Raw genomic sequence first — 25,732 nt, forward strand, 5'->3', positions numbered from 1 at the left:
TCTGTCTAATAAACGGGCTTGTAAGCACCAAGATTAAGCGACCTCCCTCGCCAGCCGCAAGTCCATTATATCGCATATTGCTTATTTTCATCATCTGATGGTGCCGCGTCAGCGGCATGGATGTCTATTAAGAAAAATCGATCACACCTTTAAAGAAGCTTTTGCAGCCCTTCTTCCATGGAGACAGGATCTTGAATGGAGATGGTTGTCACTTCTCTGCTGATTTTCTTCACCAGTCCGGATAGCACATTGCCTGGACCAATCTCCACAAATGTATCAATACCAGCATCAATCATCCAACGGACACTGTCTTCCCATAACACCGGATGATAAACCTGTTGAACTAAGTTTGAGATGATTTGTCCAGTAGAGATCGCCGGTTTGGCATCTACATTAGATATGATCGGTGCAACAGGGTCCTTCCAGCTTAATTTCAACAAATGGCCTTCCAATTTTAGTGCGGCAGGCTTCATTAATGATGAATGAAAAGGTCCGCTCACAGATAATGGAATAACCCTTTTTGCTCCATTTTCTTTTAATAATGCTCCTGCCCTTTGCACACCTTCTGCAGTACCGGAAATGACGATTTGTCCCGGACAGTTCAGATTGGCTGCTTGCACAAGATATCCTTCATTTGTAACAGATTGGCATATTTTTTCCAAAGTCCCCCGATCCATTCCCAAAACAGCAGACATGGCTCCTTGTCCGGCAGGAACAGCTTCCTCCATGAAACGTCCCCTCATATGAACAATCTTGATTCCTTCCTCTACAGACAAAGCTCCTCCTGCGACAAGGGCAGAGTATTCGCCAAGGCTGTGTCCGGCAAAATAGGCCGGGGTAACCCCGCTGCGCTGAAATATACGATATAAGGCCATACTTGTCGTTAAAATCGCAGGTTGGGTATTTTCGGTTAAACGCAATTCTTCCTCGGGACCTTCAAAGCACAATTTTGATAATGAATATCCCAATACCTCATCGGCAATGGCGAAAACTTCCGCAGCTTCCTTATCCGCTTCAGCAATGGCTTTCCCCATTCCAACAACTTGTGAACCCTGTCCCGGAAAGATAAAGGCAATCTTCTTCATCATAGTCCCCCCCTGTAAACGGTGTCCTCCTTTTCCTACCGTCCCCATTTTAATACGCTGGAGCCCCAAGTCAATCCTCCGCCAAAGGCAACCAAAAGTAGAATATCTCCATCCTTGATTTTACCTTCCTGAAGGGCCTCATCCATTGCAATAGGAATAGTGGCAGATGACATGTTACCATATTTATCCAAATTCACCATCACTTTATCTTCAGATAACCCCAATCTTTTCGCTGCGTAGTCAATAATTCGTATATTGGCTTGATGGGGAACAAGCAAATCAATCTTTTCTTTTGTTAGTCCAGCTTTTTCCAACGCTGTTTCAGTGGCATTTTCCATGACCCGTACCGCAAATTTAAAAACCTCCTGTCCGTTCATGGAAACATAATGCATCTTCTGCTCCACCGTTTCTAGAGATGCCGGCAATCTTGACCCGCCTGCAGGCAACTTTAATGAATCTCTTCCGGTACCATCGGCTCCTAAATCAAAGGAGAGGAATCCTTTTCCCTCCTTAACAGGTCCCAAAACAGCGGCACCTGCCCCATCTCCGAAGAGCACACAAGTGTTTCGGTCTTCCCAATCGGTAATTTTGGATAAACATTCGACACCAACAACAAGGACGTGCTCATACATGCCATTCCTAATAAACTGGGTGGCTGTAGCTAACCCATAAATAAACCCGGAACAGGCCGCTGATAAATCAAAGGCTGCCGCCTTTTTAGCCCCCAACTTGGCTTGTATAATACAAGCGGTAGAGGGAAACAACATATCAGGAGTAACCGTGGCCACTATAATCAAATCTAAATCTTCGGCCGAAATCCCTGCGGACTTCAAAGCTTTTTCGCTGGCTTCTAAAGCTAAATCTGAAGAGGCTACGCTCTTTGAAGCAATCCTTCTTTCGCGTATTCCGGTCCGGGAAACGATCCACTCATCTGATGTATCCACCATTTTTTCCAAATCCAGATTGGTTAATATTTTCTCCGGGAGGGCTGAACCCAATCCCCAGATTCCCACTGAACGTTCCATCACGATTCACTCACACCCTTCACATGTTTGGTTATCTGACCCACCACATCATGGATAACAAATTGTCTGGCCTGACGAATGGCATTTTTAAATGCCCGTCCATCTGAGGACCCATGAGCCTTAATGACGACACCCTTAAGACCCAATAATGGCGCTCCTCCATGCTCCTTATAATCCATTTGCTGTTTGAAACGCCTGAGACCGGGTCTGAGGATTAGTGCAGCCAACTTCGACCAAGGGGTTTTCATAAATTCTTCCTTAAGGGTAGCAAAGATGGCTGAAGACACTCCCTCAGTTAACTTTAATACCACATTTCCAGTAAATCCGTCACACACCAGTATGTCACAGATCCCATAAGGAATGTCTCTAGCCTCCACATTACCGATAAAATGAAGATTAGATGTATTTGAAATCAATCCAAAAGCTTCCTTAACCAAACTATTTCCTTTCTTCTCCTCTGTTCCTACATTCAAAAGTCCCACTCGGGGATTTTTTATTCCTAGGACCTCCCTTGCATAAATTGTCCCCATCACGGCATACTGCTGAAGGTGGGAAGGTTTTGCATCCATATTGGCTCCAACATCAAGAACTAATGTTCCTCTGTTATCCATTGTAGGAAATACCGGTGCAAGGGCAGGTCTTTCAATTCCCTCAATACGACCGACATGAAGCAATCCCGATGCCATATAGGCACCTGTGTTTCCTGCCGAGATCACCGCATCAGCTTCTCCCTTTTTTACAAGATTAACCGCCACCACCATAGAGGAATCCTTTTTCCGACGAATTGCCTGAACCGGCTCTTCATCCATCCCAATGACTCCATCAGCAGGCTGGATGGTAACTTTATCCAACAAATAGTCAGGAACCAGCGGTTTTACCCTTTCAATTGGTCCTACCAAAATAATATGTATATCTTTCCACTCACAAAGAGCATCAATCGCCCCTTTGATCACTTCGTTTGGAGCGTGATCCCCTCCCATGGCATCAATCGCTATTTTCACTTTCTTTCACCTCTTCATTTCCTCCAGAATCCAAATTTGCACGGTGAATCATAAAGGTTGACGTAAATACTAACTCTTCTCGTACAAAGGTATCCACCTTTACCTTGCTTTTTTCACCTTCTATAGACTTTACTTCTGCTTTAGCCACCAATCGTTCCCCTAAACGAACAGGTCTGATAAACCGGATAGTGGCTGAAGCAGTTAGTGCCATTTCCTCATTGATAACGGCAACCGCCAATGAGTTCGCCTGGGCAAAAATATGATGGCCCCGGGCAATTCCGGTCCTGGAAAATACGTGTTCCTTCTTAATGTCCAAAATGGAAATGGCTCTTTCGTCTAACCTTAAGTCTATAATTTCTCCAATCACTTCTTCAAGAGGAAGGGACTTCACGAGGTCAAATTGCCTCTCGGCCACATGCTTTATTCTTTCCCTAAGTTCAGGAATCCCCAATTCCATGCGGTCCAAGCGAATCGTTTGAATACTAACGCGAAACAATTTGGATAATTCCTCATCTGTAATAAAAGGATTATCCTTCAACTGATCCAACAACTGCTGCTGCCTTTCCTTTTTTCTAAGTTTAACGATGGTGCCTCACCACCTAAATGACAAAATCAAATAAAACCTAAAATTAATACCTGGTTCTAATATTTAGTATAATAAATATATAAAAGAAAAACAAGAACCAAACGGCTCTTGTTTTTGGTAAAGTTATTTTTCTACTACCGTTTCACCCTTATAGGTTCCGCACTCTTTGCAAACACGATGTGCCAGTTTCCATTCACCGCAATGCGGGCATTTTACCATACCTGGTACAGAAAGTTTAAAATGAGTACGTCTTTTGTTACGGCGTGTTTTTGAAGTTCTTCTAAATGGTACTGCCATGGATCCCACCCCCTTAGCTGTAGTCTGAATAAACATTCCACCATCTTGTTATTTTACTTCTTTCTCATTAGAAAATAAAGCAGCTAATCCAGCCCATCTCGGATCTATCTTTTCCATCTTGCATTCACAGGACTCTAAATTTTTATTTTTACCGCACTGGGGACAAAGACCAAGACATTCTTCCTTACATATTGGAATGAATGGAAGAGATAATATAATCTTTTCCTCAATATAGGGAGAAAGCTCAATCCGGTCATCCTTCAGCTGGTGAACCTCGACCTCATCATCCCAATCCCCCCTTATCCCCTGGTGAAAGCTCTCGGAAAAAGGAAGGTGAAATAGAAAAGTGAATGGTGTGAGACAGCGAGAACAGGATAACTCAGCCTGTCCGGAAACCGTTCCTTTAATCATGATGATGTCAGCCTGCACGCCGGATTCCCCCTCAAAGAAGACAGGGGAGATCGAGATAATTTCCTTATTTGATTTAGCCAATCCGGATAAATCGAACTCTTCCTTAATGGAAAGAGGCTTTCCCTTTAATTGCAGTAATTGAGAAACAGTGATCATCGTATTCACCTCAAGGAAACAAAAGTTATTATACCCGGGAAAACCAAGGTTTGTCAACAAAAAACGCAGCTGATATAATAAGTGCAGTTAGAAAGCGGTGATTTGATGCGTACGGTAGGTCTAATTGTTGAATATAATCCCTTACATAACGGTCACGTATATCATTTCCAAGAATCTATGAAGTTAACCCAGGCGACCCATTCCGTAGCAGTGATGAGCGGGAATTTTCTGCAAAGGGGGGAACCCGCCATCGTCAACAAATGGGCAAGAACGGAAATGGCTTTATCGATCGGAATTGATCTCGTCCTTGAAATTCCCCTTCTTTTTGCAACCCAATCTGCCGAAATATTTGCCCATGGAGCCGTATCTATCCTTCACCATTCCAGGTGTGTGGATTCGTTATGTTTCGGCAGCGAAAGCGGGGAATTGGATTGGCTTCTGGAGGGGGCAAAAAAGATAGCCCAGGAATCCCAACGGTTTAAAAATAACTTAAAGGAATACCTTTCTCAAGGGTTCAGTTATCCAAAAGCTTATGGCACAGCTCTGCAATCAGAGCTGAAAGATTGGAAAATTCCCCTGGATCAACCCAATAATATCTTAGGCTTTCATTACCTTCTGGCGTTGGAAAGGTTAAAAAGCCCAATCGTTCCGATGACTATTCAACGAAAAAAATCAGGATATAATCAAAAGGAATTTACCGATCCATCCATTGCCAGCGCTACAGCTATCAGAAACCAAATTTTTTATCAACAAGGATTTCATTTGGAATCGATAGCACCCTACGTCCCGACAACTTCCTTAAACATCTTAGAAAGGGAATGGAAAAAAGGAAGGGGGCCTGTTTCCTGGGATGATTTTTATCACACTTTGACTCATTTGCTTTTGTCCAAAGATGAAACAGAACTCTCATCCATTATTCATATGGAACAGGGACTTCCGGAAAGAATAAAAAAACAATTGCTGATTAGCCCTGATTTTATATCTCTGATGAAACAGATCAAAACCAAAAGATACGCTTGGACAAGGCTCCAACGTCTGTTACTCCATACCCTGTTAAATATCACCCAGCAAAAAGCGGAACAATGTGAAATGAATGTAGGCCCGGCCTATATCCGGGTTCTTGGGTTCTCACAAAAGGGACAAGAATTATTGGCCAAAATGAAAAAAAGAGCCTCACTTCCAATCATCAGCAGAATATCAAAGGCAAAACATCCAATGCTCCAATTGGATGTTTTGGGCTCTCAAATTTACAGTTTGGGTTACAAAGCTTCCGGGCATTCAGGTTTGCGAATGGAATATGAGCAACCGCCCATTCAACTGAAACATTAAGAACACTTCAGTAAATGTGGAACTAGAGATACGCAAGGACGCTTCAAGTCAAAAGCACGTGGACTTTAAACACATTTGGGCAATACAAAATGCTTACTTTTTTTCCTCAAGTTGATACAAATACGACAGCGCATCATCAATATTTTTTACGGGAACAATCTTCATTGTTGTTCCTATTTTTTTCGCTTGTTCCAATGCTTCGGAGTAATTGGAGTCTTCCCCCATATTATCGTTTGGGGCAAAGAAAATTTCAGCCCCTGCTTTATCGGCAGCCACCACCTTATGCTTAATTCCCCCAATGGGACCTACATCCCCCTTTTCATCAATCGTTCCTGTTCCGGCAATCACATAGTTTTTGGTTAAGTTGATGGGGGTCAGTTGATTTAAGATTTCCAATGCAAACATTAATCCGGCTGAAGGGCCTCCAATCTGTTCGGTATCAATGGTTACTTTTCTGGGTAAAATCACTTCTCGACTGGTTGCCGGCCCAATTCCAATCCCAGCTCTTTCATTATTCACATCCGATGGAAACGGGGCCAAGGCTATCGTTTCCTTATATTTTTTTCCACCCCTGATGAATTCAATGTTTACCTGATCGCCGGCTTTTTTACCCTTTAGCAGAGACAAAAGCTCATCACTATTTTTCACAGAAGAGCCATTAACCGAAGTGATCACATCCCCTATTTTCAATTTTTCAGCCGCAGGCATTTCTGGAATTATTTGTATAACTAGTGCTCCGTTATCCTTTATTGAAACAGGTAAGCCGGCCCGTTGAAAGGCAACAATCAGCGCCGAATCCTGGGAAAATTTCATGACCTGCAACTGCCTTTCAGAATACTGCTCAGGAGTTTCATGGGGATTTAATATGTACTTTTCAGGTATTAAATCATACTCGGGGATAAGATTTGCAACTAGAAAATAGGGAATATTAGTTTTTACCATGGATACCGTCGTCATCATAAATTTTCCCTTTTCATTGACATAACCGTTATCAACATTGATGATCGGTTTCAGATCAATGGCTGATCCGGGTTGGGTAATGTAATAGGGGAGTTGAATATAAAATAATGAGATAAATAATAAAGAAATGATTAAAAATACCCATTGCTTACGTTCGACCCTCATGTTTCTCTCCTTTCCACTGGTCTATTCTTTCCTTAATGGATTCAACCGTTTCAAGTGCGGCAACCTCACCTAACGATATAATCTCCTGAATATGGTTAAAATCGGTAGAACTATAGGATCCAACCTCAGGACGAATAAGGAAATCAGCATTTAATATATGAGTCCTAAATATTTCCATTCCCATGATATCGATGGTGCGGGATATCACATCAAAAATAGACTCTATCCCCATCTTTGCTTCACTGGGACCGACGTCAACCGCAATGACCAAATCTGCTCCCATGTCCTTGGCAACAGTAATGGGAACCCGATCAATCACTCCGCCGTCTACCAAAAGTCTTCCATCCACCCTTTCAGGCACAAAAATTCCGGGAATGGATATACTAGCCCTGACTGCACGTTCAATGGAACCTTTGTCAAAAATAACTCTCTCTCCATTTTCCAAGTCTGTGGCCACAACAGATATTGGAATGGATAAATCCTCTATATGTTTTCCATGGGTAAGCAAGCGTATCAATTCCTTTATTTTCTCTCCCTGAACAAACCCCATTTTAGGCACGGTAAGATCCAGCCAATGCTTTCTTTTTAGATGGACTGCTAATTTCTCCAACATCTTTAAGTCTAAATCATTGGCATATAAAACGGCAACTAAACTTCCAATACTGCTTCCGGCAATAAAATCAATGGGGATTTGGTGATCCAACAGCACCTTTAACACACCAATGTGTGCAAAACCCCTGGCTCCTCCAGCACCAAGGGCCAATCCGATTTTCGGTTTTACCGTCATTTGCACCCTCTCCTTATTTCATTCTATGTCATTCATTCCTCTAATAATGCTTGGTCTAAAATTGGACATCTTGACGTATGTATGAGGAAGAGAAGATTCCTACCAAATGGAGGTTTGCCATGCTCCAGAGAACTTATTTAAAAACCTTATTCTTTGCCGTAATCTCTTTTTTTCTCGTAATCTCTTTGATTATCTATCCTGAAGATGCTTTTTCCTCAGCCCTACGTGGGTTAAAGATATGGTGGGATGTCGTATTCCCTGCTCTCCTCCCCTTTTTTATTACTTCGGAAATATTGATGGGATTTGGCGTTGTTCATTTTATGGGAGTTCTTTTGGAACCGTTTATGAGGCCCATCTTTAATGTTCCGGGTACAGGAGCATTTGTTTTGGCCATGGGATTGGCATCAGGCTACCCCATCGGGGCAAAACTAACCGCTCGGTTAAGAGAACAAAAGCTCATTTCCCGATCAGAAGGAGAAAGGTTGGTATCATTTACCAATACCGCTGATCCTCTCTTTATGTTTGGAGCTGTGGCTGTTGGTTTTTTTCAGGATGTTTCTTTGGGTATTGCGATTGCTCTGGCCCACTATATCTCCAGCTTAATGGTAGGATTAATCATGAGATTTCATGAGCCCGGCGGAGAAGTTACAAAATACCGCAAAAACTCGAATCTGAATCTGTTTATGCGTGCCCTTCAGTCGATGCACAGGGCCCGTATCAGTGATGGAAGAACCATAGGTCACTTGATTGGTGACGCCGTCACTTCCTCTATGAATACCATGTTATTAATTGGCGGATTTATGATCATATTCTCCGTCATCATCAACATTTTATCCCTTGTTCATCTTACTGATCTTATTGCTGCAGCTATTACCTTAATTTTTATTCCTCTAGGAATTCCTTCTGAACTGTCCAATGCCGTCATTGCTGGACTGTTCGAGATTACGTTGGGCTCACAAGTAGCCAGTGAAACATCTTCAAGTGTTTCGATGATGTATAAAATCGCCATCGTTGGAGCCATCACTGCATGGAGCGGCTTTTCCGTACACGCACAGGTGGCAAGTATTCTTAGCAAAACCGATATTCGATACAAGCCCTATTTTTTTGCCAGAGTATTACATGCCGCGCTAGCCTTTGTAGTCACGTTAACGATTTGGAAGCCGATTCAACCCTATCTTGCCAGAACGTCCATCAGTACATGGATCCAGGATATACCCAACCAAGGGATTTTCGGTATATGGAGTCGCTTTGCATATCTTGGTTCCAATATTTTCTTGATCATAGTTGGTCTTATCACACTTTCTCTTGGCATTCACACATGGAAAAATCTAAACAAAAAGAGAAGGGTGTAGTGGTAAGGGTCTTCTTATCAGTAAGACATCAGGTAAATGAAACCCCGGAAGTCCGGGGTTTACTAGCTATTTATGTTACGCGAAACTTACTTCTGAGAGCCACTTGAACCACATCCGGAACCAGGTCACTGACAGGTGCGCCATATTTGGCTACTTCCTTCACAATACTTGAGCTTAGGAAGGAATATTTATTGTTGGTCATCATGAAAAAGGTCTCCACTTCATCATTTAGCTTTCTATTGATGGACGCCATCTGAAGTTCATATTCAAAGTCGGACACAGCCCGAAGCCCTTTGATAATGGCATTGGCATTCATTTTTCTCATGTAATCCACCAACAATCCATGGAAGCTGTCAACGGTTACATTCGGCATATTTTTTATCACATCGCGGATTAAAGCTATTCTCTCCTCAACCGTAAACAGGGGATTTTTATTGGGATTATGTAAAACAGCAACAATTACATGATCAAATACCTTGGCACCTCTTTGTATAATATCGAGATGACCAAAGGTGACAGGGTCAAAACTTCCAGGATACACCGCAATACTCACAGAATTACCCCCTTTATCCTCTCCGGAACTTCTTTGATACATAGTTTGAAATATTTCCTCTATGTGCTCTTTTTGTAAATAGAGATGGAAGTGGTTCCATAATTTGATTCTTTTTCTTTTAATAACCCCCCGTTTTTTTCAGGAAGAAAGACTTGATGGTCGTGCTCAGCAATAACGACAGCCCCAGTATTTAATAATCCATGGTCATCCATAACCCCCATCATGGCAGAAATTTTTTGATCATCATATGGGGGGTCTAAAAAAACATAGTCAAACTTCATCCCCCGTTTGATTAAAATCTTTAATGCTCTTTCAGCATCATTTCGATACACTTCCACCTTAGACTCAAACCCCAATTCCTTCACATTTGACCAAATGGTCTGAATAGCCTTTTTATCTTGATCTACAAAAATAACCTTATCCATCCCCCGGCTAATTCCTTCCAAGCCAAGGCTTCCCGTACCTGCAAACAAATCTAGCCCCCGTCCCCCATTAAAATAAGGACCCACCATATTAAATATGGATTCCTTCACTTTATCGGTGGTCGGCCTTGTTCCGCGGCCAGGGACAGAGATCAAGGGATGTCCCTTTCTTCTTCCGGCAATAATTCTCATTGTATCACCCTGCATATCACCCTATTGGATTATCAACCTATATCATGGTAACATAAGTTTTCCCTTTGGTAAAAATTTTTTATCACCATGTATATTTTTTTGCCAAAAGGTCCAAGATATAGATGACAACATCGAAAAGATGTTGTTGACAACCGCGGAGAAGACTTACGTTTCCCCATAAGCTCTTCCTCCGGTTTCTCCTCTCCCATTTTTTTAGGGTATCTGCCCTATCGGCAGATACCCGTTTTTTTAGTATCCGTTGTTCTATTTTCTTAATAAATGGAGATAGGACTTCAAAAGACCTCCCCAAGACCGATGTTTGCCAAAATAGGATCGAATCAGCGAAAAAAATAATGGAAGTTTCCCTTCATAAGGAAACCAATTCACTTCCCTTTCCCTTTTTCCTTTATCCGACATGACTGAAGTTTGATGACAAAAGATTTGCAATCCAATTTCTCCATGATAACGGCCTATTCCGCTCTGTTTTACTCCGCCGAAGGGAAGATAATGGTTAGCTACAGTAATGATGACATCATTGATCACGACATTCCCCGTAACTAAGCGGGTGGCTACCCTTTCTGCTTTCCTTAAATCAGAGCTCCATACACTGGCATTTAAACCAAATGAAGAATCATTGGCAAGATGAACAGCCTCATCTTCGCTGTCAAAGGGAATGACTGGAAGAACGGGACCAAAGGTTTCCTCTTGCATAATTTTCATGTCTTGCCCCACATCGACCAAAACCATAGGAGGAATAAACAATTCTTTATCAAGAATCCAGTGCTCTGGGCTTGTTCCTGTTAGTAGTTTCGCCCCTTTAGACAAAGCATCTTCTATGTGTTCCCTAATGATACTTACCTGTCCTGGATAGGTAATCATTCCAATATCATCATTCATACCTGATCCCAGTTTTAATTGATTCACCTCTTCTACCAGTTTCTTTATAAAAGGATCATATATTTTACGTTCCACATACACCCGCTCCACGGACATACACACCTGTCCGGCATTGGTAAATGCCCCCCAAATCGCCCCATGGACTGCTCTCTTAAGATTGGCGTCTGCGAACACAATCATGGGGTCTTTCCCGCCCAATTCAAGGGTGGTTGGAATCAATTTTTTCGCCGCTTCCTCCTGGATCATTTTCCCTGTCCGTACGGAACCGGTAAAAAAAATATAATCCGGTTCACCCTGCACGAAGGCTGAACCCGCCTCTTTTCCCCCATGGGCAACCTGAACCACATCCTGGGGAAATCCTGCCTTCTGAAACAGATCCTCTATCAACCTGCCAACCATTGGGGTAACCTCTGATGGTTTTAGAATAACGGCATTTCCGCTTATAAGGGCACTGATAACAGGGACCATTGCTAACTGCAACGGAAAATTCCATGGCGAAATGACTAAAACAACGCCCCTTGGCTTATACTCCACATATGATTTTTTTCCAAATAACAAAAGGGGAGTTTTCATTCTTCTCTTTCCAAGGACTCTAGGTCCATGTTTTTCAATATACTGAATGGCATCCAATGTAGTTAATATATCAGCCGTTAACGCTTCCACTGGTACTTTTCCGGTATCTTTGGCAATCACTTCAACCAACTCTTCCAATTGATCAACCATGTAATGACGTAAATTTCTCAAATATGCCATTCGTTCATGAATATGAAGATTTTTCCAGAATAAATAAGCCTTCTTAGCCCTTTCATAATACTCTGGAATTTCTGCTATTGGTGTATTTAGCAATTTGTCATTCACAACTTTCATCTCCTATCGAACGGGAATCATTTTTTCAGGATCATTACGATGTTCTTGATAATAGCTGACAATCTTAGAGATGTAATCTCTCAAATCCGGACAGTGAATGCCGGAACCCTCCAAATCCGCCTCTGTCTGGGCAGTATCATATTGGGCAAAGCAGTCAAAATAATCGAGGGTCTCTTTTTCAACCTTTACCCATTGTCGAATGAACGGGATGGACAAAAAACCATAAACAAATGATTTTGGAATCAATCCAATGGGACTTTTATTTAAAAGTTCCTGACACATCCATTGATAAACCTCACGGACTTTATAGGGAGAAGGGTCGGCCAAATGATAGGTTTTGTTTACTCCCTTTTCCGAATGAGCCAAATAAATGGTTGATTCGATGACATAGTCAACTGGCACCAGATTTATGGGCACCTCTCCCCGGCCGATGTAAGGAATGGGAAAATGGCGAAAGCGGTCAAAAAATCTCATGATAAAATAGGGACCATCAAATTTGGCTGTTTCACCTGTTTTTGAATCTCCAATCACAATACCAGGGCGAATAATAGTTGTTGGCTGCTCCTCTCTTAAATCCTGGACCAATTTCTCAGCTTCAAACTTTGTCGATTCATAATGATTTTTAAAAGATTGGTTTCTATCCAGCTCTTCCTCCATAATTCTTCCGGTTCTGTTTCCAGATACATATGCTGTGCTAAAATACACATACCGCTTCAAATGATCCATTTGTTTCACAAATAAATTGACATGATGGGTCCCTTTTACATTTACTTCATATGCCATATTTTTGGGTACTGCTAAATCATATATCGCGGCTAAATGAAAGACATACGTGATGCTTTTCCTAAGGCTCTTTATGACGGGATCTTCCAATCCCAGATTCTCCTGTCTAATATCTCCCGAATGTAAGATAAATTGTTCCTGTTTCCCTGAATGTTCTCCTGTGAGATTGTGGATTTTGGATGCAGCTCTTCTGATCTGGCTTGGATGAACAAGCAGATGAAATGTCGCATCTTCATTTTTGTCAATGATGCTCTGTATTAACCGTGAGGCAATAAAACCTGGAAAACCGGTAAAAAAATATACGTTAGACATAAAATCACCCTTTATCCTCCCTTAAAATCCCGTGATATAAAAGCTTCAATAAATGGGAAATATGTGTTTCCACCATTTCATCTCCTCCCATGAGCCAATCCCTTTCAAAACCATGTAAAGCATGGACAACAGCTTGGATTGTCAGTTCCACAGATACCGAACAAAAATATCCCTCATTTATTCCTTCCATTAATATGTTTTTCAAGTTCTCAATGTCTCTGGAAAGCATTTCTTCTTTAATTTGCTTGTAGGCTGAAGAATTATATGTCTTGTTTACCCCTTCATAAACCTGCCTTAACAGCACTTTTAAATTAGGCTGCCGTTTTAAATGTTTTAATCGAACCAGCCAATAACGATTCATCTTTTCAAAAGGAGTTTGTTTTTGCAACATTTCTTGCTCAATATCTTTGTACAGATCATTCAGTTCGTTTTGAAGCACTTGGATATAGATCTCATCCTTATTTCTGAACAGCTTATAAAAGGTTCCTCTAGAAATTCCTGATTTGTTTAGAATATCAGATACGACTGTCTTTTCCGGTCCAAATTGTTCAAACACTTCTTTTGCACATTTTAGAAGCAAATTTCTATGAACCTTTCTTCCTAGACTTCTGCCAAGATTACCGTAAACATCTTTGCTGGAAGTCAATTCAATTCACCACCATAGACATATATACAAATTATGTTTTTATGTATATTTATATTAAATTTTCTGAATTTAAATGTCAAACGAAAAATAAAAAATACCACTCAATTCTTCTGAGTGGTTTTACGATTTTATTCATTTTTTAGAATCAACGTAAGCTTCACCGAAAATGTATGCGATAGCAACCCCGGCAATAGACATAATGGATTCTGACGGAAGATTAAGACCCAATCCGTCGTTTCCAATGGTGATTAAAGCAGCTACCACAGCCATCCAGAATTTTCGGCTCTTCCATTTATTGCTCATTTTTCATCCCCTCCATCACCCTTCTTAACATGATGGCAACAGCCCACATGGGAACATCCTCATCTTTCTTTTCCAACCATTTTGGATCAGTGATAATTTTTTGATCTAACAACCATTGTATGGCCTCTGTTTTCCAATCCATCATTGGTTTCCCCTCATCCTGCTTTTTATCCGTAAACCCAATCCCTTCAATCTTGCAGATCGCTCTGGCATGGGCCCGGGCTACCTTCTCCCTGAACTCATCCGATTTCAAAAGTTCTGCTTCTTCCCTGTTAGTCATGAAGCCGTTCTCCGTTAATACTGCATTACCCTTGGTCTCACGGAGAACATGGAAATCGGCTTCCTTTGCTCCCCTGTCTAATAATCCGGTTTCCTTTATCAGATAGTTTAAGAAGATCTTTGACATGCTTTTTGATTCTCTGGCTTTCGGATAGGAATAGGTTTCTATTCCTCTTGCATCATTCCATTCTCCTGAGCCAAAGGCATTGGCATGAATGGACAAAAAGCATGTTTGATATCCCATCTCAGCCAGTTTGTTTTCAATATTTGTTCGCTCTCTAAGAGACATATCTTTTTCATCAGTTACTGTAAATATATAGGGAATTTGATTAATATCAAGATATGCTGCAAGTCGTTTGCGAACATCATGATTAAACTCCCATTCTCTTAAACTTCCGTCAGGTGAACGTTTCCCCGGGGTATCAACCCCATGCCCTCTGTCCAAAACCCAAATCCGCTTATTCGGAGCGAAATCGCTCATTTGATCACTTAGACTTGGCAATCGTTTTCCTCCTCTCTTGACTTTTCTCCCTTAGCCATAACCCTGATACCCGAATTATGATTTTGTCCTTCTATTCCAACATACAATGAAATCAAACGACTTACCATTGGCTGATGTCATAAGGTTAAGCCCATTTATTGAATATTTCTTTCTCTACTTATAAAATAAAAAAAACACCGCATTTTTGGGTGTTTTTGAATATCTCGATCAAGTCGGTTAAATACTGATAATAATTTATCTCATTATAAAAGAATAGGAGGAACCACGATGGTAAATATCCCTGCAGATGAAAAAGAACCTAAAACAAGACCCAGAGAGAAAAGAAATGAAAAGGCTGGAATTGAGGAGAAAGAAAAGACTCAATCCAGCCAGATGAGGTATCCTAACGCTGATGATATCTACGAGCGGTAATATTAATACTTCACATAAAAAAAACGATTATGATACTGTTGCTCTTTCAGTATTCCCAAGACGTAAAGAATCATGAGTATCTTTTTTTCTCGTTCTTGAAAGATACATGATGAGAATACTTACGGCAAAAGAAATCAAACCCATTCCAAATAGAACCAAGACATCGGTGAGAAGTGATTCCACCCCGTTCCCTTTTACTGTTAATTCCCTAATCCCATCCAGGAAATAGGTTAATGGAAGAAGATGTCCTAATTTTACGAGGATGGACGGCATGGCTCCGAAGGGCCAAGTAAATCCAGAGAGCAGAAAGGAAGGAACAGCAATCAGCATGGTAATCTGTGTAGCCTGCAACTGATTGGCAGACGTCAGGGAAGCTAAAAACCCGATCCCAGCCAAAGCGACCTGAAATGAAATTCCCAGAAGAATAAATAGCCATAGGCTTCCTTTAAATGGGATTTGAAATAATCCTTTCGCCAGAAGGAATACCAGGATAAAGTTGCTTAAACCAATTAAAAAGTACGGAACAGACTTTCCGTAAGCCACTTTCCATGGAGAAGAAACATCCATTAAAAGAGGATTCCAGGTTCCTCGTTCCTTCTCCCTTGCTACTCCCAACGCCAAACCGAGAAACAAAACCTGCTGCAGAATGGCTCCCAACAGCCCAATTAATAAAAAGTTACTATAATTGAACGTGGGATTATAGAGAACCCGATAACGAAATTGAATGGGCGACACCATTTTCATAGCAATATCCTGATCCATCCCTGCTGCTGCCAATTTTTCAATGGCAGCTCCCGTACTAAAGGTTTGTACAACCTCATTGGCGCCCTTGGTGGCGGCATTGGATACCAACATGTTACTTCCATCTACCATTGTCAACACTTCCGTACTACTGCCCCGTTTTATATCCTCCGTTAAATGAGGGGGAATGATGATCCCTACTTTGTAATCCCCCTTCTGTATCGATGAGATCACTTCTTCTTCATTTGATGCCATTTTGGAAACAGAAAAAATATCAGATTGATCAAAGCCAAGAACGATTTCACGGGTTAGAGTTGAGTCTTCTCCCAGATAAACAATCGTTGATAGTTCCGTAACCTTGGAATTTATATACAAATATCCGAACAGCAACGTATAAAAAATTGGAACCAGCAAAAGAATAGCCAAAAGTCTTTTGTCTTGGATAATTTCACGCCATTCCTGCTCAATCATTTTCCTGACCATGATTATGACTCCTCCTGTATCCAGTGAACCGTGTATCCGGAACGAAGATCAGGGGAGGGATTGATGATTTCCACTTTGACTAAAAAAGAACGAACATCCGCTTCCCCTTGTTCTTGTGTTGCTTTTTTCACGGCAAAGTCAGCTGCAGGTGAAATTAGAATAATCTTTCCCTCCACCTTTTGCTTCGATGCATCAAGATAAAGGGTCACCTTATCTCCAACTTTTTTGTCAACCAGACCTTGTTCACTGACATAAAAACGTGCCCATACCTTACTGGTATCCAGAATGGTAAAAACAGGTTTACCGGCCGCCACCGTTTCCCCTTTATAGGAGCTTTGGGTGATAATCATCCCATCGTTTGGTGAGAACAATTTCGTATAGCTTAGGTAAGTTTCCGCTTCCATCAATGCTGCTTCCGCCTGGGATAATTTGGCCTCCGCCAATTGATTATCCTCAATCTTTACCGATACCTGTCCCATAGCATTCTTGGCCCTTTCCACTGCTGCCTCTGCTTGTTCAACCAACGCCTTCGCCCCATCTATCTCTTCTTGTCTCGCTCCCTTATTGATCATGGCCAGTTGCTGTTGACTCACATCATATTCTGCCTTTGCCTTTTCCAAATTAACCTTCGCTTCATCCAATTTGCTTGAAGGAATAGCACCCTGCTGATATAAAACTTCCATTTTATTATAAGTATCCAGAGCCACTTGATATACTTCCTTTGCAGCAGAAACCTTCGCTTCCACTTGCTTCTTTTCTTCATCCCTGGCTCCATTGAGCAGAGCATCGTACTTTGCCTTTGCAGCCTTTAGTGCTGCCTCCGCTTCCTTCAGTTGTATCTCCGTATCTGTCTTGGTTAATGGAACGGCCAACCTGCTTTGTTCTAATAGTGCCTTTGCCATTTCCACATTGGCTTTTGCTTGATCCACTTTAATCTGAAAGTCTTTGTCTTCAAGGGACGCCAGTAACTCTCCCTCTTTCACCACATCTCCTTCCTGAACTAAGGTGGTATCCAATTTACCCCCTATCTTAAAGGACACCTCTATTTCCTTCATTTCCGTAATTCCTGAAGAAATATATTGATCCTGTTGGGCAGATGCTTCATTCTGAAACTGATAAAGAATTAAGGCTCCTCCCGTAAAAATCGTCAATATTACCAACAATATGATTACTCTGGTTTTCCCCATTTCCTATCTCTCCTTCTATTCCAATATATTATTTTGCTCTCATGGACTCTTTAACCATATGAATCAATGTATTTTGAAGAGGCTTGCTTCGAATGGAATCCCCGCGAACCATGGTTCTTATGACAAAGAATCCAAGCATACCAAAAAAACTGCTAGCTGCAGTGGTAATATGCAAAAAAGAATCCATCCATCCCTTTTCTTGAGCATTGGTCAATTCCTTTTCAATCAGATAAAAATAATCTTTCATTTTCATTAAAAATTGATCTTCTCCAAGAAATGAGTCAAAACTGCGGCGAAACATTAATTTGCAAAAGTCAGGATGACTTTCAAAGTAATGAAGATGGACCCGAACCAAAGCATCCAACCGTTCTTCTACCAAATACAGAGGGATTTCAGCAAGCCTATTGGAAATGGCCTCGCAAAACTCATCAATTCCCCTCTCGATCAAATAGAAGTATAATTCCTCCTTTGTTTTAAAACGATAATACAGGGTTCCCTTCGATACTCCTGCAATCACCGCCACCTCCTCCATGGTTACCTCAAAATATCCTTTCTGAGCAAAAGCTTTAAATCCGCCTTGATAAATTTTGTCTAATGTATTTAAAGCCATAGAACCCCACCTTTTTATATTGTAAAGTATAATTACATAAATTTATTATACTCATAAGTATAAAAAGGTAAACAAAAAATACCCAATATTAAATCGGGTATGGAAATCCTATATTAATCTAACTTATGACCAAGAAGGATGCCTTCTTTCTGAAGATAATCCCTTAGCGGTTGAAAACTGGATTCCGTCCAAAATGAATCCTGTTGAACCAAATGGGCGGCATCCCTTCTGGCAATCTCTAATATTTTATAGTCCCGGACAATGTCTGCCATTTTAAATTCTGGGAGGCCGCTCTGCTTGGTCCCTAATATATCTCCTGGTCCCCTTAGCTCCATATCTCTCCTGGCAATCTCAAATCCGTCATCGGTGTCTTTGAGAATCTTCATTCTAGCCTTTCCTACCTCTGTTTTTGGGTCTGCAAGAAATATGCAATAGGATTGCTCGGATCCTCTTCCCACCCTTCCCCTTAATTGATGAAGTTGGGCCAAACCAAACCTTTCCGCATGATAAACAAGCATCACCGTCGCATTGGGGACATTCACTCCGACCTCAACCACTGTTGTTGAAACTAGAATATGAATCTCCTGATTGGCGAATGATTTCATCACTTCCTCCTTTTCCTGTGGGGAAAGCCGTCCATGCATCAATCCCACCGTAAAACCCATGGGAGAAAAATACTCCCTTAACTGGGCATGAACGTCTATGGCATTTTCTAAGTCCAACTTTTCAGATTCTTCAATAAGGGGACAAATTACATAGGCTTGTCTTCCTTTTTTTAGTTCCTTTCTTATAAATTGAAGAACCCTATCCAACATGGAAAAATTCGCGATATAGGTTTCAATCGGTTTTCTTCCCAATGGCAGTTCATCGATTACAGATACATCCATATCCCCGTAAGCAGTGATAGCCAATGTTCGCGGAATGGGTGTGGCAGTCATTAACAATACGTCGGGGTGTTCCCCTTTTTGCCTTAAAATTCTACGCTGCTCCACTCCAAAACGGTGCTGTTCATCCGTGATAACTAATCCCAACCGGCGAAAAGATACATCCTCCTGAATAAGGGCATGGGTGCCAATCAGCACATCAATCAACCCCATCTGCAACTGCCCCAAAATATCTTTTCTTTGCCTTGGGGTGGCGCTCCCAGTCAAGAGTGCCACCTCTATCCCATGGGGAGACAGAAGGGAATGTAAGGATTGATAATGCTGTTCAGCCAATATTTCTGTTGGAACCATTAAGGCTCCCTGAAAACCGGCCTTCACTGAAGCGAATAAAGCGATGGCCGCTACCACCGTTTTTCCTGAGCCTACATCCCCTTGAAGAAGACGGTTCATCACATAAGGGGATTTCATATCTGAGAGTATTTCCCTCAACACTCGTTTTTGTGCATCTGTTAAAGAGAAAGGAAGTGTATCAATAAATTTTTTTAGTGAATTTACATCAACAGAATGCTGGATACCTTCCTTTTCCTGACGAGACAAATACCGATGAGCCAACATCTTCAATTGAAAGAGAAACAGTTCTTCATACACGAACCTACGCTTTGCCATTTTTCCGCTCTCAGCATCAACTGGAAAATGAAGCAGTTTAATCGCTTCCCCTCTAGACATTAAACGATATTTCTTAACTAAATCGGAAGGAAGAATCTCTTTTATCCCATGGATTCCTACTGAGATAGCTTCCTTCATAAATTTCCTCATATCTCCAATCGTTAAACTTCCTGTAACCGAATAAACCGGATGAAGGGAGTTTAAATCCTTTATATGTTTGTCTAAAGCATACCGATAGTGTTGGACGACAATTTGCTTCTTCCCCAACTCCCATTTGCCTGTGACAATGATTTCTTTTCCGCTCTGCAACTGTCGTTTCAGAAAAGGACGGTTAAAAAAAACGGCAGTAATTAATAATTTTTCTGAAAGCAACCGAACCGATAACCTGGATTTTTTTCCATAGTGTCGGAGCACAGGCTCCCCATATACCGTGGCAATAATCGTCACTTTTTCTCCGTCAGACACTGAAGCCAGGTCCTTCACTGTGTAATCTTCGTACCGGTAAGGAAGATACTCAAGCAAATCATGAATGGTAAATATTCCGAGTGAGTGGAGGTCCTTCTCTTTTTCCTTACCAACACCCTTTAATACGGATACGGACTGATACAAGTTCATTTCATACATTATTCACTTGGTCTGCCAAATATTTTCGTTTCCAACGCCCTTCCTGTCGGAGTGGCAGCCAACCCTCCCAATGCAGTTTCCTTTAATGTATTAGGCATGGAGCATCCGATACGGTACATGGCGAGAATCACCTCGTCTGCCGGAATAACACTCTTAATTCCCGCTAGTGCCATGTCGGCAGCAACCATAGCTATGGCAGCTCCCATGGCATTTCTTTTTACACAGGGAACTTCAACTAGCCCTGCAATAGGATCACATACCAATCCCAGCAAATTTTTCATGGCGATCGACAAAGCATCGGCAGATTGTTCAGGAGTTCCACCTGCCATTTCCACAATGGCTGAAGCAGCCATGGCAGTAGCTGACCCCACTTCAGCCTGGCATCCCCCTGTCGCCCCAGAGATGAAAGCATTATTGGCAATAATATATCCCATAGCTCCTGCCGTGAATAAAAAGTGAACCATTTGGTCACGGCTGGCATTTAATTTGGGGGCAACCGCAAACAAAGTACCCGGCACAATTCCGCAAGAACCTGCAGTAGGAGTGGCTACGATGGTCCCCATTGCAGAATTTACCTCATTGGTGGCTACAGCCTTGCTAACCGCATCCAATATGGTAAATCCGGACAAAAACCTATTCTCCTCCATATATTTTCTAATCTTCTTGGCATCCCCGCCGGTTAAACCGCTATGGGATTTAATATCTTCATGAATACCCCGGTTAACGGCTTCTTCCATAATATCCAGATTTCTGTTCATTTGTTCAAGAATCTGATCCTCAGATCTTCCCGATACCTCCATTTCAGCTTCAAGCATCACCTGCCAAATTGGTTTGTTCTCGGTATTGCATATATCAATTAATTCCTTCACCGTGGAAAACATAACATGCCTCCTCATCTTAAAAGGGAAAATTCTACATCACTTCACTACCACTTCACGTCCAACTGTAAATATAGATGGAACAAAGGACTTTACACGTCAGCTTGTCGAGTTCGTCGAAGAAGTAGTCAAGTCCGCTTTGAAACTAAAGTACGGAGCTCTCAAGAACATCTGGGTAACTCGAAGATGGAGACAGTTTGAGAGCTGTAACCGTTCTTTAGCCCCAATGCTAAAGCACGAACTCGAAGGCCATCCTTAGTAAACTCTTTTGTTCCATAGCTAGAAATTTAGGGAGAAATGAAGGATACGTTTAACACATAGGGTATCCTTTCAATCTCCTCTTTAATATCATCTGAGGGTATCTGATCCGTTTCAATAATCATTAATGACTGTTTTCCCCTAGCCTTTCGGGAAACTTCCATATGCCCAATGTTAATTTCAAATCGACTTAATGTATTGGATACCGCTGAAATCATGCCAAAGCGATCCTCATGAAGAACAAGCAATGTAGGATACTCCCCTGTTAAGCGAACCTTAAATCCATTCACTTCAACAACTTCAACCTTTCCTCCGCCAATGGATATTCCCACCACTTCAAAGGAATATTGATGATTAAATAGCTTTATTCTTGCCGTATTGGGATGGTCCACCTCTTCTTCAGAAACCTTAATTTCAATCTCCATACCTAAGTCTTTCGCGATGGCAAAGGAATCTACAATGCGGTTATCGAATGTATCAAAGCCCAAAATTCCGCCTATAATGGCTACATCGGTTCCGTGTCCCTTAAAGGTTTTTGCAAAAGAACCATAAAAGGTAATGACTGCCTTTACAGGCTCTTTTCCAAACAACGTTCGTGACAATCGTCCAATTCGGGCTGCCCCTGCGGTATGAGAACTTGAGGGACCGATCATGATTGGCCCGATAATATCAAAGACTGACTGATATTTCATAGGAAACCCCCTATTGGAATGCAAAATAGATATATTCCTATCATTGAGATAGGAATATATCATGGCTGTTAATGTATTATAATATTTTGTACATAGTTACCGCTACTGTTTTTGGGCCCACATGTGTGCCGATCACAGGTCCAATATCTGTGATGACCATGTCAGAGATCTCAAAATCCTGATGAAGCATCTCTTTTATTTGTTCTACTTCTTCATACGCTTCACCATGGGAAATCCCCACCCTTACTTTATGATCACCTGCATATTCTTTCAAATACTGAATCAAACGGCCAAAAGCTTTTTTCTGGCCCCTTACCTTATCAATGGCGTATACCTCGCCATCCCGGTCAAGGGAGAGGATAGGCTTTATGTTAAGTAGAGAACCAAACAATGCTGATGCCTTCCCGATTCTTCCGCCTTTTTGTAAGTATTCAAGGGTATCAACCACAAAATAAACCACCGTTTCCTCAATCAGCTGCTCAGCCAAGAGAATACACTGTTCCTTTGTTTTTCCGCTTTCCGCTGCTTCAGCCACTGCTATTACAATAATACCAATAGCATAGGAAGCCATTTTAGAATCAATAACAGTAACATCCACTTCATTCCCAATCATATTTTTAGCTAAATTGGCAGATTGATAGGTTCCGCTTAATGCGGAAGAAAGGTGGATAGAGATAATGGAAACATTCCCCTCTTCTTGATCATGAATCCCCTTAAAAGTATCCACAAAATCAAGTGGAGACGGCTGTGAAGTTGTAGGCAATAAGGGGGATTGTTCCAGCTTCTTGTAAAATTCTGATGCGGAGAGGTTGACCCCATCCAAATAAGTGGATTCTCCAAAATGAACTTTTAGTGGGACTACCGTGAGATTAAATTTTTCAACCAGTTCCTTCGGAATATCAGCAGTACTATCCGTTACAATTCTAATTTTCTTCACTGATTCACGTCCTTTATCAAATCATTTCTTTACTCAACAGAAAAAATGAAAGGGTAGAGCGGTTGTCCGCCATCATGAATTTCTAATTCTATATCGGGATATTCTGCCTCAAAGAACTTTTCCAATTCATTTAACTGATCTTCCGTCACATCTTTCCCGGAAAGTACCATAACAACTTCGTCATCCGGACTCACCAGCTTTTTTAACAGTTGTTTGGTGGTTACCATCACCTCTTCAGAAGAGGATACAATTTGCCCATCGGCAATTCCAATGAAATCTCCTTCCTTAATTTCCAGGTTATCAAAGGAGGAATCCCTTACAGCAAAGGTGACTTGTCCCGTTTTGACATGCGTCATCGCTGCTGTCATAGATGAACGGTTTTCTTCAATAGAATAATTTGGATTAAACGCAAACATCGCAGCCAATCCCTGGGGAACCGTTTTCGTCGGAATAACCATACCGGGAACTTCAGCCAGCTCTAAAGCCTGTTTAGCAGTCATGACGATATTGCTATTGTTAGGTAAAAGAATCACCTGTCTTGCCCTGGTCGATTGAATGGCCTTTAACAAATCTTCAGTACTGGGGTTCATAGTCTGACCACCAGAAACCACCACATCAACTCCCAAACTCCGGAAGATCTCATGGGTTCCCTCGCCCATCGCCACCGCAATTATCCCATAAACTTGGGAATCGGCCACTTCTTCCCCGTCTTTAAAATCATTCTGATGGATTTCCTGTACCTCCTCATATTCCTGCTGCAAAATATGGGTATGCTGTTCACGCATATTTTCAATTTTTATCTTATGTAAACTGCCAAATCTCATCGCATAATTAAGGACGTTTCCTGGTTCCTCTGCATGGATATGTACCTTAACCAAATCATCATCGGCCACAACCAAAAGGGAATCCCCGTATTGGCCAATTTTCTCACGAAAATCTTCTTCTTTAAATCCTTGCTTTGATCGATCTAAGCCAATAATAAATTCTGTACAATAACCGTATTGGATATCTTCTGTTTTCAGTTTTGCCTGAACTGGCTCAGCTTCTTTCTTCATAAATTTGCTGATCACATTTTTCTCAGGAATTTTTATTTGTTCTGCTTCAACAGCATTTCCGGTGAGGGCTGATAAAAATCCTTGGTAAATAAACAAAAGTCCTTGACCTCCGGCATCAACTACCCCTACCTTTTTTAACACAGGAAGAAGTTCAGGTGTTTTATCCAATGTGATTTTAGCTTGCTTTACAACTTCTTCCATCACCACATTCACCTGATCGGTCTTTTTTGCCACTTCTTGACCGCGATCCGCCGCTTCTCTAGCCACGGTCAAGATGGTCCCTTCAATGGGCTTAATCACCGCTTTATAGGCCGTTTCTACTCCTTCTTTCAGGGCATCAGCAAATTCTTTTGCACTTATGTATGTTTTCCCTAATGTACTCTTGGCAAATCCGCGAAAAAGTTGGGATAGTATAACGCCGGAATTTCCTCTTGCTCCCATAAGCAATCCCTTAGAAAGGGCTTGAGCCACTGCCCCAATGCCTTCATGTTTTCTTTTTTGCACTTCCTCTACTCCTGACGTAAACGAAAGGTTCATATTGGTACCAGTATCCCCGTCAGGAACAGGAAACACATTTAATCCATCGACAATCGTTACATTTCTTTTCAAAACATCTGCTCCATTTATGATCATTCTGGTAAATAATAACCCATCAATATACTGTTGACTCAACGCAAGTCCTCCTTACCTATGATTAAACCACCTTGACGCCTTGCACAAATACATTTACAGAACCGATATGAATTCCCACAGTTTGTTCCAAAGTATATTTTACTCTGGTTTGTACATTATGGGCAATTTCCGAAATCCTCGTTCCGTAACTCACCATGATGTAGATATTCAAGTTTACTTGATCTTCTTTCTTTTCTACTAAGACTCCCCGACTCAAATTCTCCTTCCCTAATAAATCAATAATCCCATCTTTTAACAGGTGTTGAGAAACCATACCAACTACACCATAACATTCCATAGCAGCGCCCCCAGCAATGGTAGCGATTACATCTTCAACGATTTCGATTCGGCCCATTTCGGTTTTTACTTCAACGGTCATCATCTTTCCTCCTTCGGAGAGGTTTTTGTAGAGGAAGTTTCTCCTCCTTTTTAAACAGGCTCTTATAAAAAATAATCACATATGATGATTCATTCTACTATAAGTTGGAGTATTTTTAAAGAACAATAACGGTTCTGTCAAGCGTCAGTGAAAATGTCATATTAAAACGTCAGTGATTCTGTCACTTTTTTAGATGTTCTTCATCCCTTGAGGGATGCTAGCTTGTATCGCTCATTTCATCAAGGGTAAAGGCAAAGCCCTCGCTGTCGCTCGCCCTTGATTTCATTCACGATACAAGCTATTAGGGCCATTAAGGGATGAAGGATGACCTATCTGTTGTAACAG

The 25,732-nt window shown here is 41.5% G+C and carries 27 protein-coding genes; 3 read left to right on the forward strand and 24 right to left on the reverse strand.

The genetic code is table 11. The annotated features are described in order from the left end of the window. Positions 1-149: 149 nt before the first annotated feature. From fabD to L1765_RS13880, 6 genes are all read right to left on the reverse strand, one after another. Positions 150-1,085 (reverse strand): ACP S-malonyltransferase, encoded by a 936-nt coding sequence (gene fabD / locus L1765_RS13855; protein ID WP_236408082.1) that lies wholly within the window; start codon positions 1,083-1,085, stop codon positions 150-152. A 35-nt stretch (positions 1,086-1,120) separates the two neighbouring features. Further along, positions 1,121-2,110, reverse strand: coding sequence for a beta-ketoacyl-ACP synthase III (locus L1765_RS13860; RefSeq protein WP_236408107.1), 990 nt, complete (start codon positions 2,108-2,110; stop codon positions 1,121-1,123). Then, entirely contained in the window at positions 2,110-3,111 is a 1,002-nt protein-coding gene (plsX, locus tag L1765_RS13865; RefSeq protein WP_236408083.1) for a phosphate acyltransferase PlsX, read from the reverse strand. Before plsX ends, L1765_RS13860 begins: the two co-directional genes overlap by 1 nt. After that, positions 3,095-3,697 carry a transcription factor FapR gene (fapR, locus tag L1765_RS13870; protein ID WP_329610043.1) on the reverse strand — a complete coding sequence of 201 codons (603 nt, stop codon included), beginning with the start codon at positions 3,695-3,697 and terminating at the stop codon, positions 3,095-3,097. Before fapR ends, plsX begins: the two co-directional genes overlap by 17 nt. 123 nt (positions 3,698-3,820) lie before the next feature. Continuing rightward, positions 3,821-3,994, reverse strand: coding sequence for a 50S ribosomal protein L32 (gene rpmF / locus L1765_RS13875; RefSeq protein WP_236408085.1), 174 nt, complete (start codon positions 3,992-3,994; stop codon positions 3,821-3,823). A 48-nt stretch (positions 3,995-4,042) separates the two neighbouring features. Beyond that, positions 4,043-4,561: a YceD family protein gene (locus tag L1765_RS13880; protein ID WP_236408086.1), complete on the reverse strand. Its 519-nt coding sequence runs from the start codon at positions 4,559-4,561 to the stop codon at positions 4,043-4,045. An 81-nt stretch (positions 4,562-4,642) separates the two neighbouring features. Here L1765_RS13880 and L1765_RS13885 point away from each other — a divergent pair, with 81 nt between their 5' ends. After that, positions 4,643-5,890 carry a nucleotidyltransferase gene (locus L1765_RS13885; protein ID WP_236408087.1) on the forward strand — a complete coding sequence of 416 codons (1,248 nt, stop codon included), beginning with the start codon at positions 4,643-4,645 and terminating at the stop codon, positions 5,888-5,890. Positions 5,891-5,983: 93 nt separating this feature from the next. On the opposite strand, the gene L1765_RS13890 is transcribed toward L1765_RS13885, so the two are convergent. Together L1765_RS13890 and L1765_RS13895 are read right to left on the reverse strand one after the other, a co-directional pair. Then, the gene (locus L1765_RS13890; RefSeq protein ID WP_236408088.1) at positions 5,984-7,015 is read right to left on the reverse strand and encodes a SepM family pheromone-processing serine protease; all 1,032 of its coding nucleotides are present in this window, start codon (positions 7,013-7,015) and stop codon (positions 5,984-5,986) included. Continuing rightward, positions 6,999-7,802 carry a patatin-like phospholipase family protein gene (locus L1765_RS13895; protein ID WP_236408089.1) on the reverse strand — a complete coding sequence of 268 codons (804 nt, stop codon included), beginning with the start codon at positions 7,800-7,802 and terminating at the stop codon, positions 6,999-7,001. Before L1765_RS13895 ends, L1765_RS13890 begins: the two co-directional genes overlap by 17 nt. A 119-nt stretch (positions 7,803-7,921) precedes the next feature. On the opposite strand from L1765_RS13895, the gene ylbJ reads away from it, so the two are divergent. Beyond that, positions 7,922-9,154 carry a sporulation integral membrane protein YlbJ gene (gene ylbJ / locus L1765_RS13900; protein WP_236408090.1) on the forward strand — a complete coding sequence of 411 codons (1,233 nt, stop codon included), beginning with the start codon at positions 7,922-7,924 and terminating at the stop codon, positions 9,152-9,154. A gap of 70 nt (positions 9,155-9,224) precedes the next feature. On the opposite strand, the gene coaD is transcribed toward ylbJ, so the two are convergent. The 7 genes from coaD to L1765_RS13935 form a co-directional block, all read right to left on the reverse strand. Next, complete coding sequence (gene coaD / locus L1765_RS13905; protein WP_236408091.1) at positions 9,225-9,707, reverse strand: pantetheine-phosphate adenylyltransferase; 483 nt, start codon at positions 9,705-9,707, stop codon at positions 9,225-9,227. A 59-nt stretch (positions 9,708-9,766) separates the two neighbouring features. Then, a complete protein-coding gene (gene rsmD, locus L1765_RS13910) occupies positions 9,767-10,321 on the reverse strand; it encodes a 16S rRNA (guanine(966)-N(2))-methyltransferase RsmD (protein ID WP_236408092.1) in 555 nt (184 codons plus the stop codon). A gap of 264 nt (positions 10,322-10,585) precedes the next feature. Then, positions 10,586-12,085 (reverse strand): aldehyde dehydrogenase family protein, encoded by a 1,500-nt coding sequence (locus L1765_RS13915; protein ID WP_407942276.1) that lies wholly within the window; start codon positions 12,083-12,085, stop codon positions 10,586-10,588. A 3-nt stretch (positions 12,086-12,088) separates the two neighbouring features. After that, positions 12,089-13,180, reverse strand: a complete 1,092-nt coding sequence (locus L1765_RS13920; RefSeq protein ID WP_236408094.1) for an SDR family oxidoreductase — start codon at positions 13,178-13,180, stop codon at positions 12,089-12,091. Positions 13,181-13,184: 4 nt separating this feature from the next. Further along, complete coding sequence (locus L1765_RS13925) at positions 13,185-13,826, reverse strand: TetR/AcrR family transcriptional regulator (protein ID WP_236408095.1); 642 nt, start codon at positions 13,824-13,826, stop codon at positions 13,185-13,187. Positions 13,827-13,958: 132 nt separating this feature from the next. Then, positions 13,959-14,129 (reverse strand): hypothetical protein, encoded by a 171-nt coding sequence (locus L1765_RS13930; RefSeq protein ID WP_236408096.1) that lies wholly within the window; start codon positions 14,127-14,129, stop codon positions 13,959-13,961. Then, positions 14,119-14,910: an N-acetylmuramoyl-L-alanine amidase gene (locus tag L1765_RS13935; protein ID WP_236408097.1), complete on the reverse strand. Its 792-nt coding sequence runs from the start codon at positions 14,908-14,910 to the stop codon at positions 14,119-14,121. The genes L1765_RS13930 and L1765_RS13935 overlap by 11 nt, the downstream gene beginning before the upstream one ends. A gap of 267 nt (positions 14,911-15,177) precedes the next feature. On the opposite strand from L1765_RS13935, the gene L1765_RS13940 reads away from it, so the two are divergent. Then, entirely contained in the window at positions 15,178-15,321 is a 144-nt protein-coding gene (locus L1765_RS13940) for a hypothetical protein (RefSeq protein WP_236408098.1), read from the forward strand. A gap of 27 nt (positions 15,322-15,348) precedes the next feature. Here L1765_RS13940 and L1765_RS13945 read toward each other — a convergent pair whose 3' ends face one another. The 9 genes from L1765_RS13945 to L1765_RS13985 form a co-directional block, all read right to left on the reverse strand. Then, the gene (locus L1765_RS13945; protein ID WP_236408099.1) at positions 15,349-16,545 is read right to left on the reverse strand and encodes an ABC transporter permease; all 1,197 of its coding nucleotides are present in this window, start codon (positions 16,543-16,545) and stop codon (positions 15,349-15,351) included. 2 nt (positions 16,546-16,547) lie between these two features. Then, positions 16,548-17,732 carry an HlyD family secretion protein gene (locus L1765_RS13950; RefSeq protein WP_236408100.1) on the reverse strand — a complete coding sequence of 395 codons (1,185 nt, stop codon included), beginning with the start codon at positions 17,730-17,732 and terminating at the stop codon, positions 16,548-16,550. Positions 17,733-17,760: 28 nt separating this feature from the next. After that, positions 17,761-18,342, reverse strand: a complete 582-nt coding sequence (locus tag L1765_RS13955) for a TetR/AcrR family transcriptional regulator (protein WP_236408101.1) — start codon at positions 18,340-18,342, stop codon at positions 17,761-17,763. A 113-nt stretch (positions 18,343-18,455) separates the two neighbouring features. Continuing rightward, the gene (gene recG, locus L1765_RS13960; RefSeq protein ID WP_407942277.1) at positions 18,456-20,507 is read right to left on the reverse strand and encodes an ATP-dependent DNA helicase RecG; all 2,052 of its coding nucleotides are present in this window, start codon (positions 20,505-20,507) and stop codon (positions 18,456-18,458) included. A gap of 8 nt (positions 20,508-20,515) precedes the next feature. Next, complete coding sequence (gene sdaAA, locus L1765_RS13965; RefSeq protein WP_236408103.1) at positions 20,516-21,397, reverse strand: L-serine ammonia-lyase, iron-sulfur-dependent, subunit alpha; 882 nt, start codon at positions 21,395-21,397, stop codon at positions 20,516-20,518. Between the two features lie 284 nt (positions 21,398-21,681). Continuing rightward, a complete protein-coding gene (sdaAB, locus tag L1765_RS13970; protein WP_236408104.1) occupies positions 21,682-22,344 on the reverse strand; it encodes an L-serine ammonia-lyase, iron-sulfur-dependent subunit beta in 663 nt (220 codons plus the stop codon). Positions 22,345-22,420: 76 nt separating this feature from the next. Beyond that, on the reverse strand, positions 22,421-23,281 hold the full coding sequence (locus tag L1765_RS13975; RefSeq protein ID WP_236408105.1) for a DegV family protein: 861 nt from the start codon (positions 23,279-23,281) through the stop codon (positions 22,421-22,423). 29 nt (positions 23,282-23,310) lie between these two features. Continuing rightward, positions 23,311-25,008 carry a DAK2 domain-containing protein gene (locus tag L1765_RS13980; protein ID WP_407942279.1) on the reverse strand — a complete coding sequence of 566 codons (1,698 nt, stop codon included), beginning with the start codon at positions 25,006-25,008 and terminating at the stop codon, positions 23,311-23,313. 22 nt (positions 25,009-25,030) lie between these two features. Beyond that, entirely contained in the window at positions 25,031-25,387 is a 357-nt protein-coding gene (locus tag L1765_RS13985) for an Asp23/Gls24 family envelope stress response protein (protein ID WP_236408106.1), read from the reverse strand. Positions 25,388-25,732 lie beyond the last annotated feature (345 nt).

The sequence above is a fragment of the Microaerobacter geothermalis genome (genome assembly GCF_021608135.1).
Lineage (GTDB): Bacteria > Bacillota > Bacilli > DSM-22679 > DSM-22679 > Microaerobacter > Microaerobacter geothermalis.

Coding starts and splice junctions, on each gene's coding strand:
- fabD (WP_236408082.1), bottom strand. CDS start 1,085: ATGAAGAAGATTGCCTTTATCTTTCCGGGACAGGGTTCACAAGTTGTT.
- L1765_RS13860 (WP_236408107.1), bottom strand. CDS start 2,110: ATGGAACGTTCAGTGGGAATCTGGGGATTGGGTTCAGCCCTCCCGGAG.
- rpmF (WP_236408085.1), bottom strand. CDS start 3,994: ATGGCAGTACCATTTAGAAGAACTTCAAAAACACGCCGTAACAAAAGA.
- L1765_RS13880 (WP_236408086.1), bottom strand. CDS start 4,561: ATGATCACTGTTTCTCAATTACTGCAATTAAAGGGAAAGCCTCTTTCC.
- L1765_RS13890 (WP_236408088.1), bottom strand. CDS start 7,015: ATGAGGGTCGAACGTAAGCAATGGGTATTTTTAATCATTTCTTTATTA.
- L1765_RS13895 (WP_236408089.1), bottom strand. CDS start 7,802: ATGACGGTAAAACCGAAAATCGGATTGGCCCTTGGTGCTGGAGGAGCC.
- ylbJ (WP_236408090.1), top strand. CDS start 7,922: ATGCTCCAGAGAACTTATTTAAAAACCTTATTCTTTGCCGTAATCTCT.
- rsmD (WP_236408092.1), bottom strand. CDS start 10,321: ATGAGAATTATTGCCGGAAGAAGAAAGGGACATCCCTTGATCTCTGTC.
- L1765_RS13915 (WP_407942276.1), bottom strand. CDS start 12,085: ATGAAAGTTGTGAATGACAAATTGCTAAATACACCAATAGCAGAAATT.
- L1765_RS13920 (WP_236408094.1), bottom strand. CDS start 13,180: ATGTCTAACGTATATTTTTTTACCGGTTTTCCAGGTTTTATTGCCTCA.
- L1765_RS13930 (WP_236408096.1), bottom strand. CDS start 14,129: ATGAGCAATAAATGGAAGAGCCGAAAATTCTGGATGGCTGTGGTAGCT.
- L1765_RS13940 (WP_236408098.1), top strand. CDS start 15,178: ATGGTAAATATCCCTGCAGATGAAAAAGAACCTAAAACAAGACCCAGA.
- L1765_RS13945 (WP_236408099.1), bottom strand. CDS start 16,545: ATGGTCAGGAAAATGATTGAGCAGGAATGGCGTGAAATTATCCAAGAC.
- L1765_RS13950 (WP_236408100.1), bottom strand. CDS start 17,732: ATGGGGAAAACCAGAGTAATCATATTGTTGGTAATATTGACGATTTTT.
- L1765_RS13955 (WP_236408101.1), bottom strand. CDS start 18,342: ATGGCTTTAAATACATTAGACAAAATTTATCAAGGCGGATTTAAAGCT.
- recG (WP_407942277.1), bottom strand. CDS start 20,507: ATGAACTTGTATCAGTCCGTATCCGTATTAAAGGGTGTTGGTAAGGAA.
- sdaAA (WP_236408103.1), bottom strand. CDS start 21,397: ATGTTTTCCACGGTGAAGGAATTAATTGATATATGCAATACCGAGAAC.
- sdaAB (WP_236408104.1), bottom strand. CDS start 22,344: ATGAAATATCAGTCAGTCTTTGATATTATCGGGCCAATCATGATCGGT.
- L1765_RS13985 (WP_236408106.1), bottom strand. CDS start 25,387: ATGACCGTTGAAGTAAAAACCGAAATGGGCCGAATCGAAATCGTTGAA.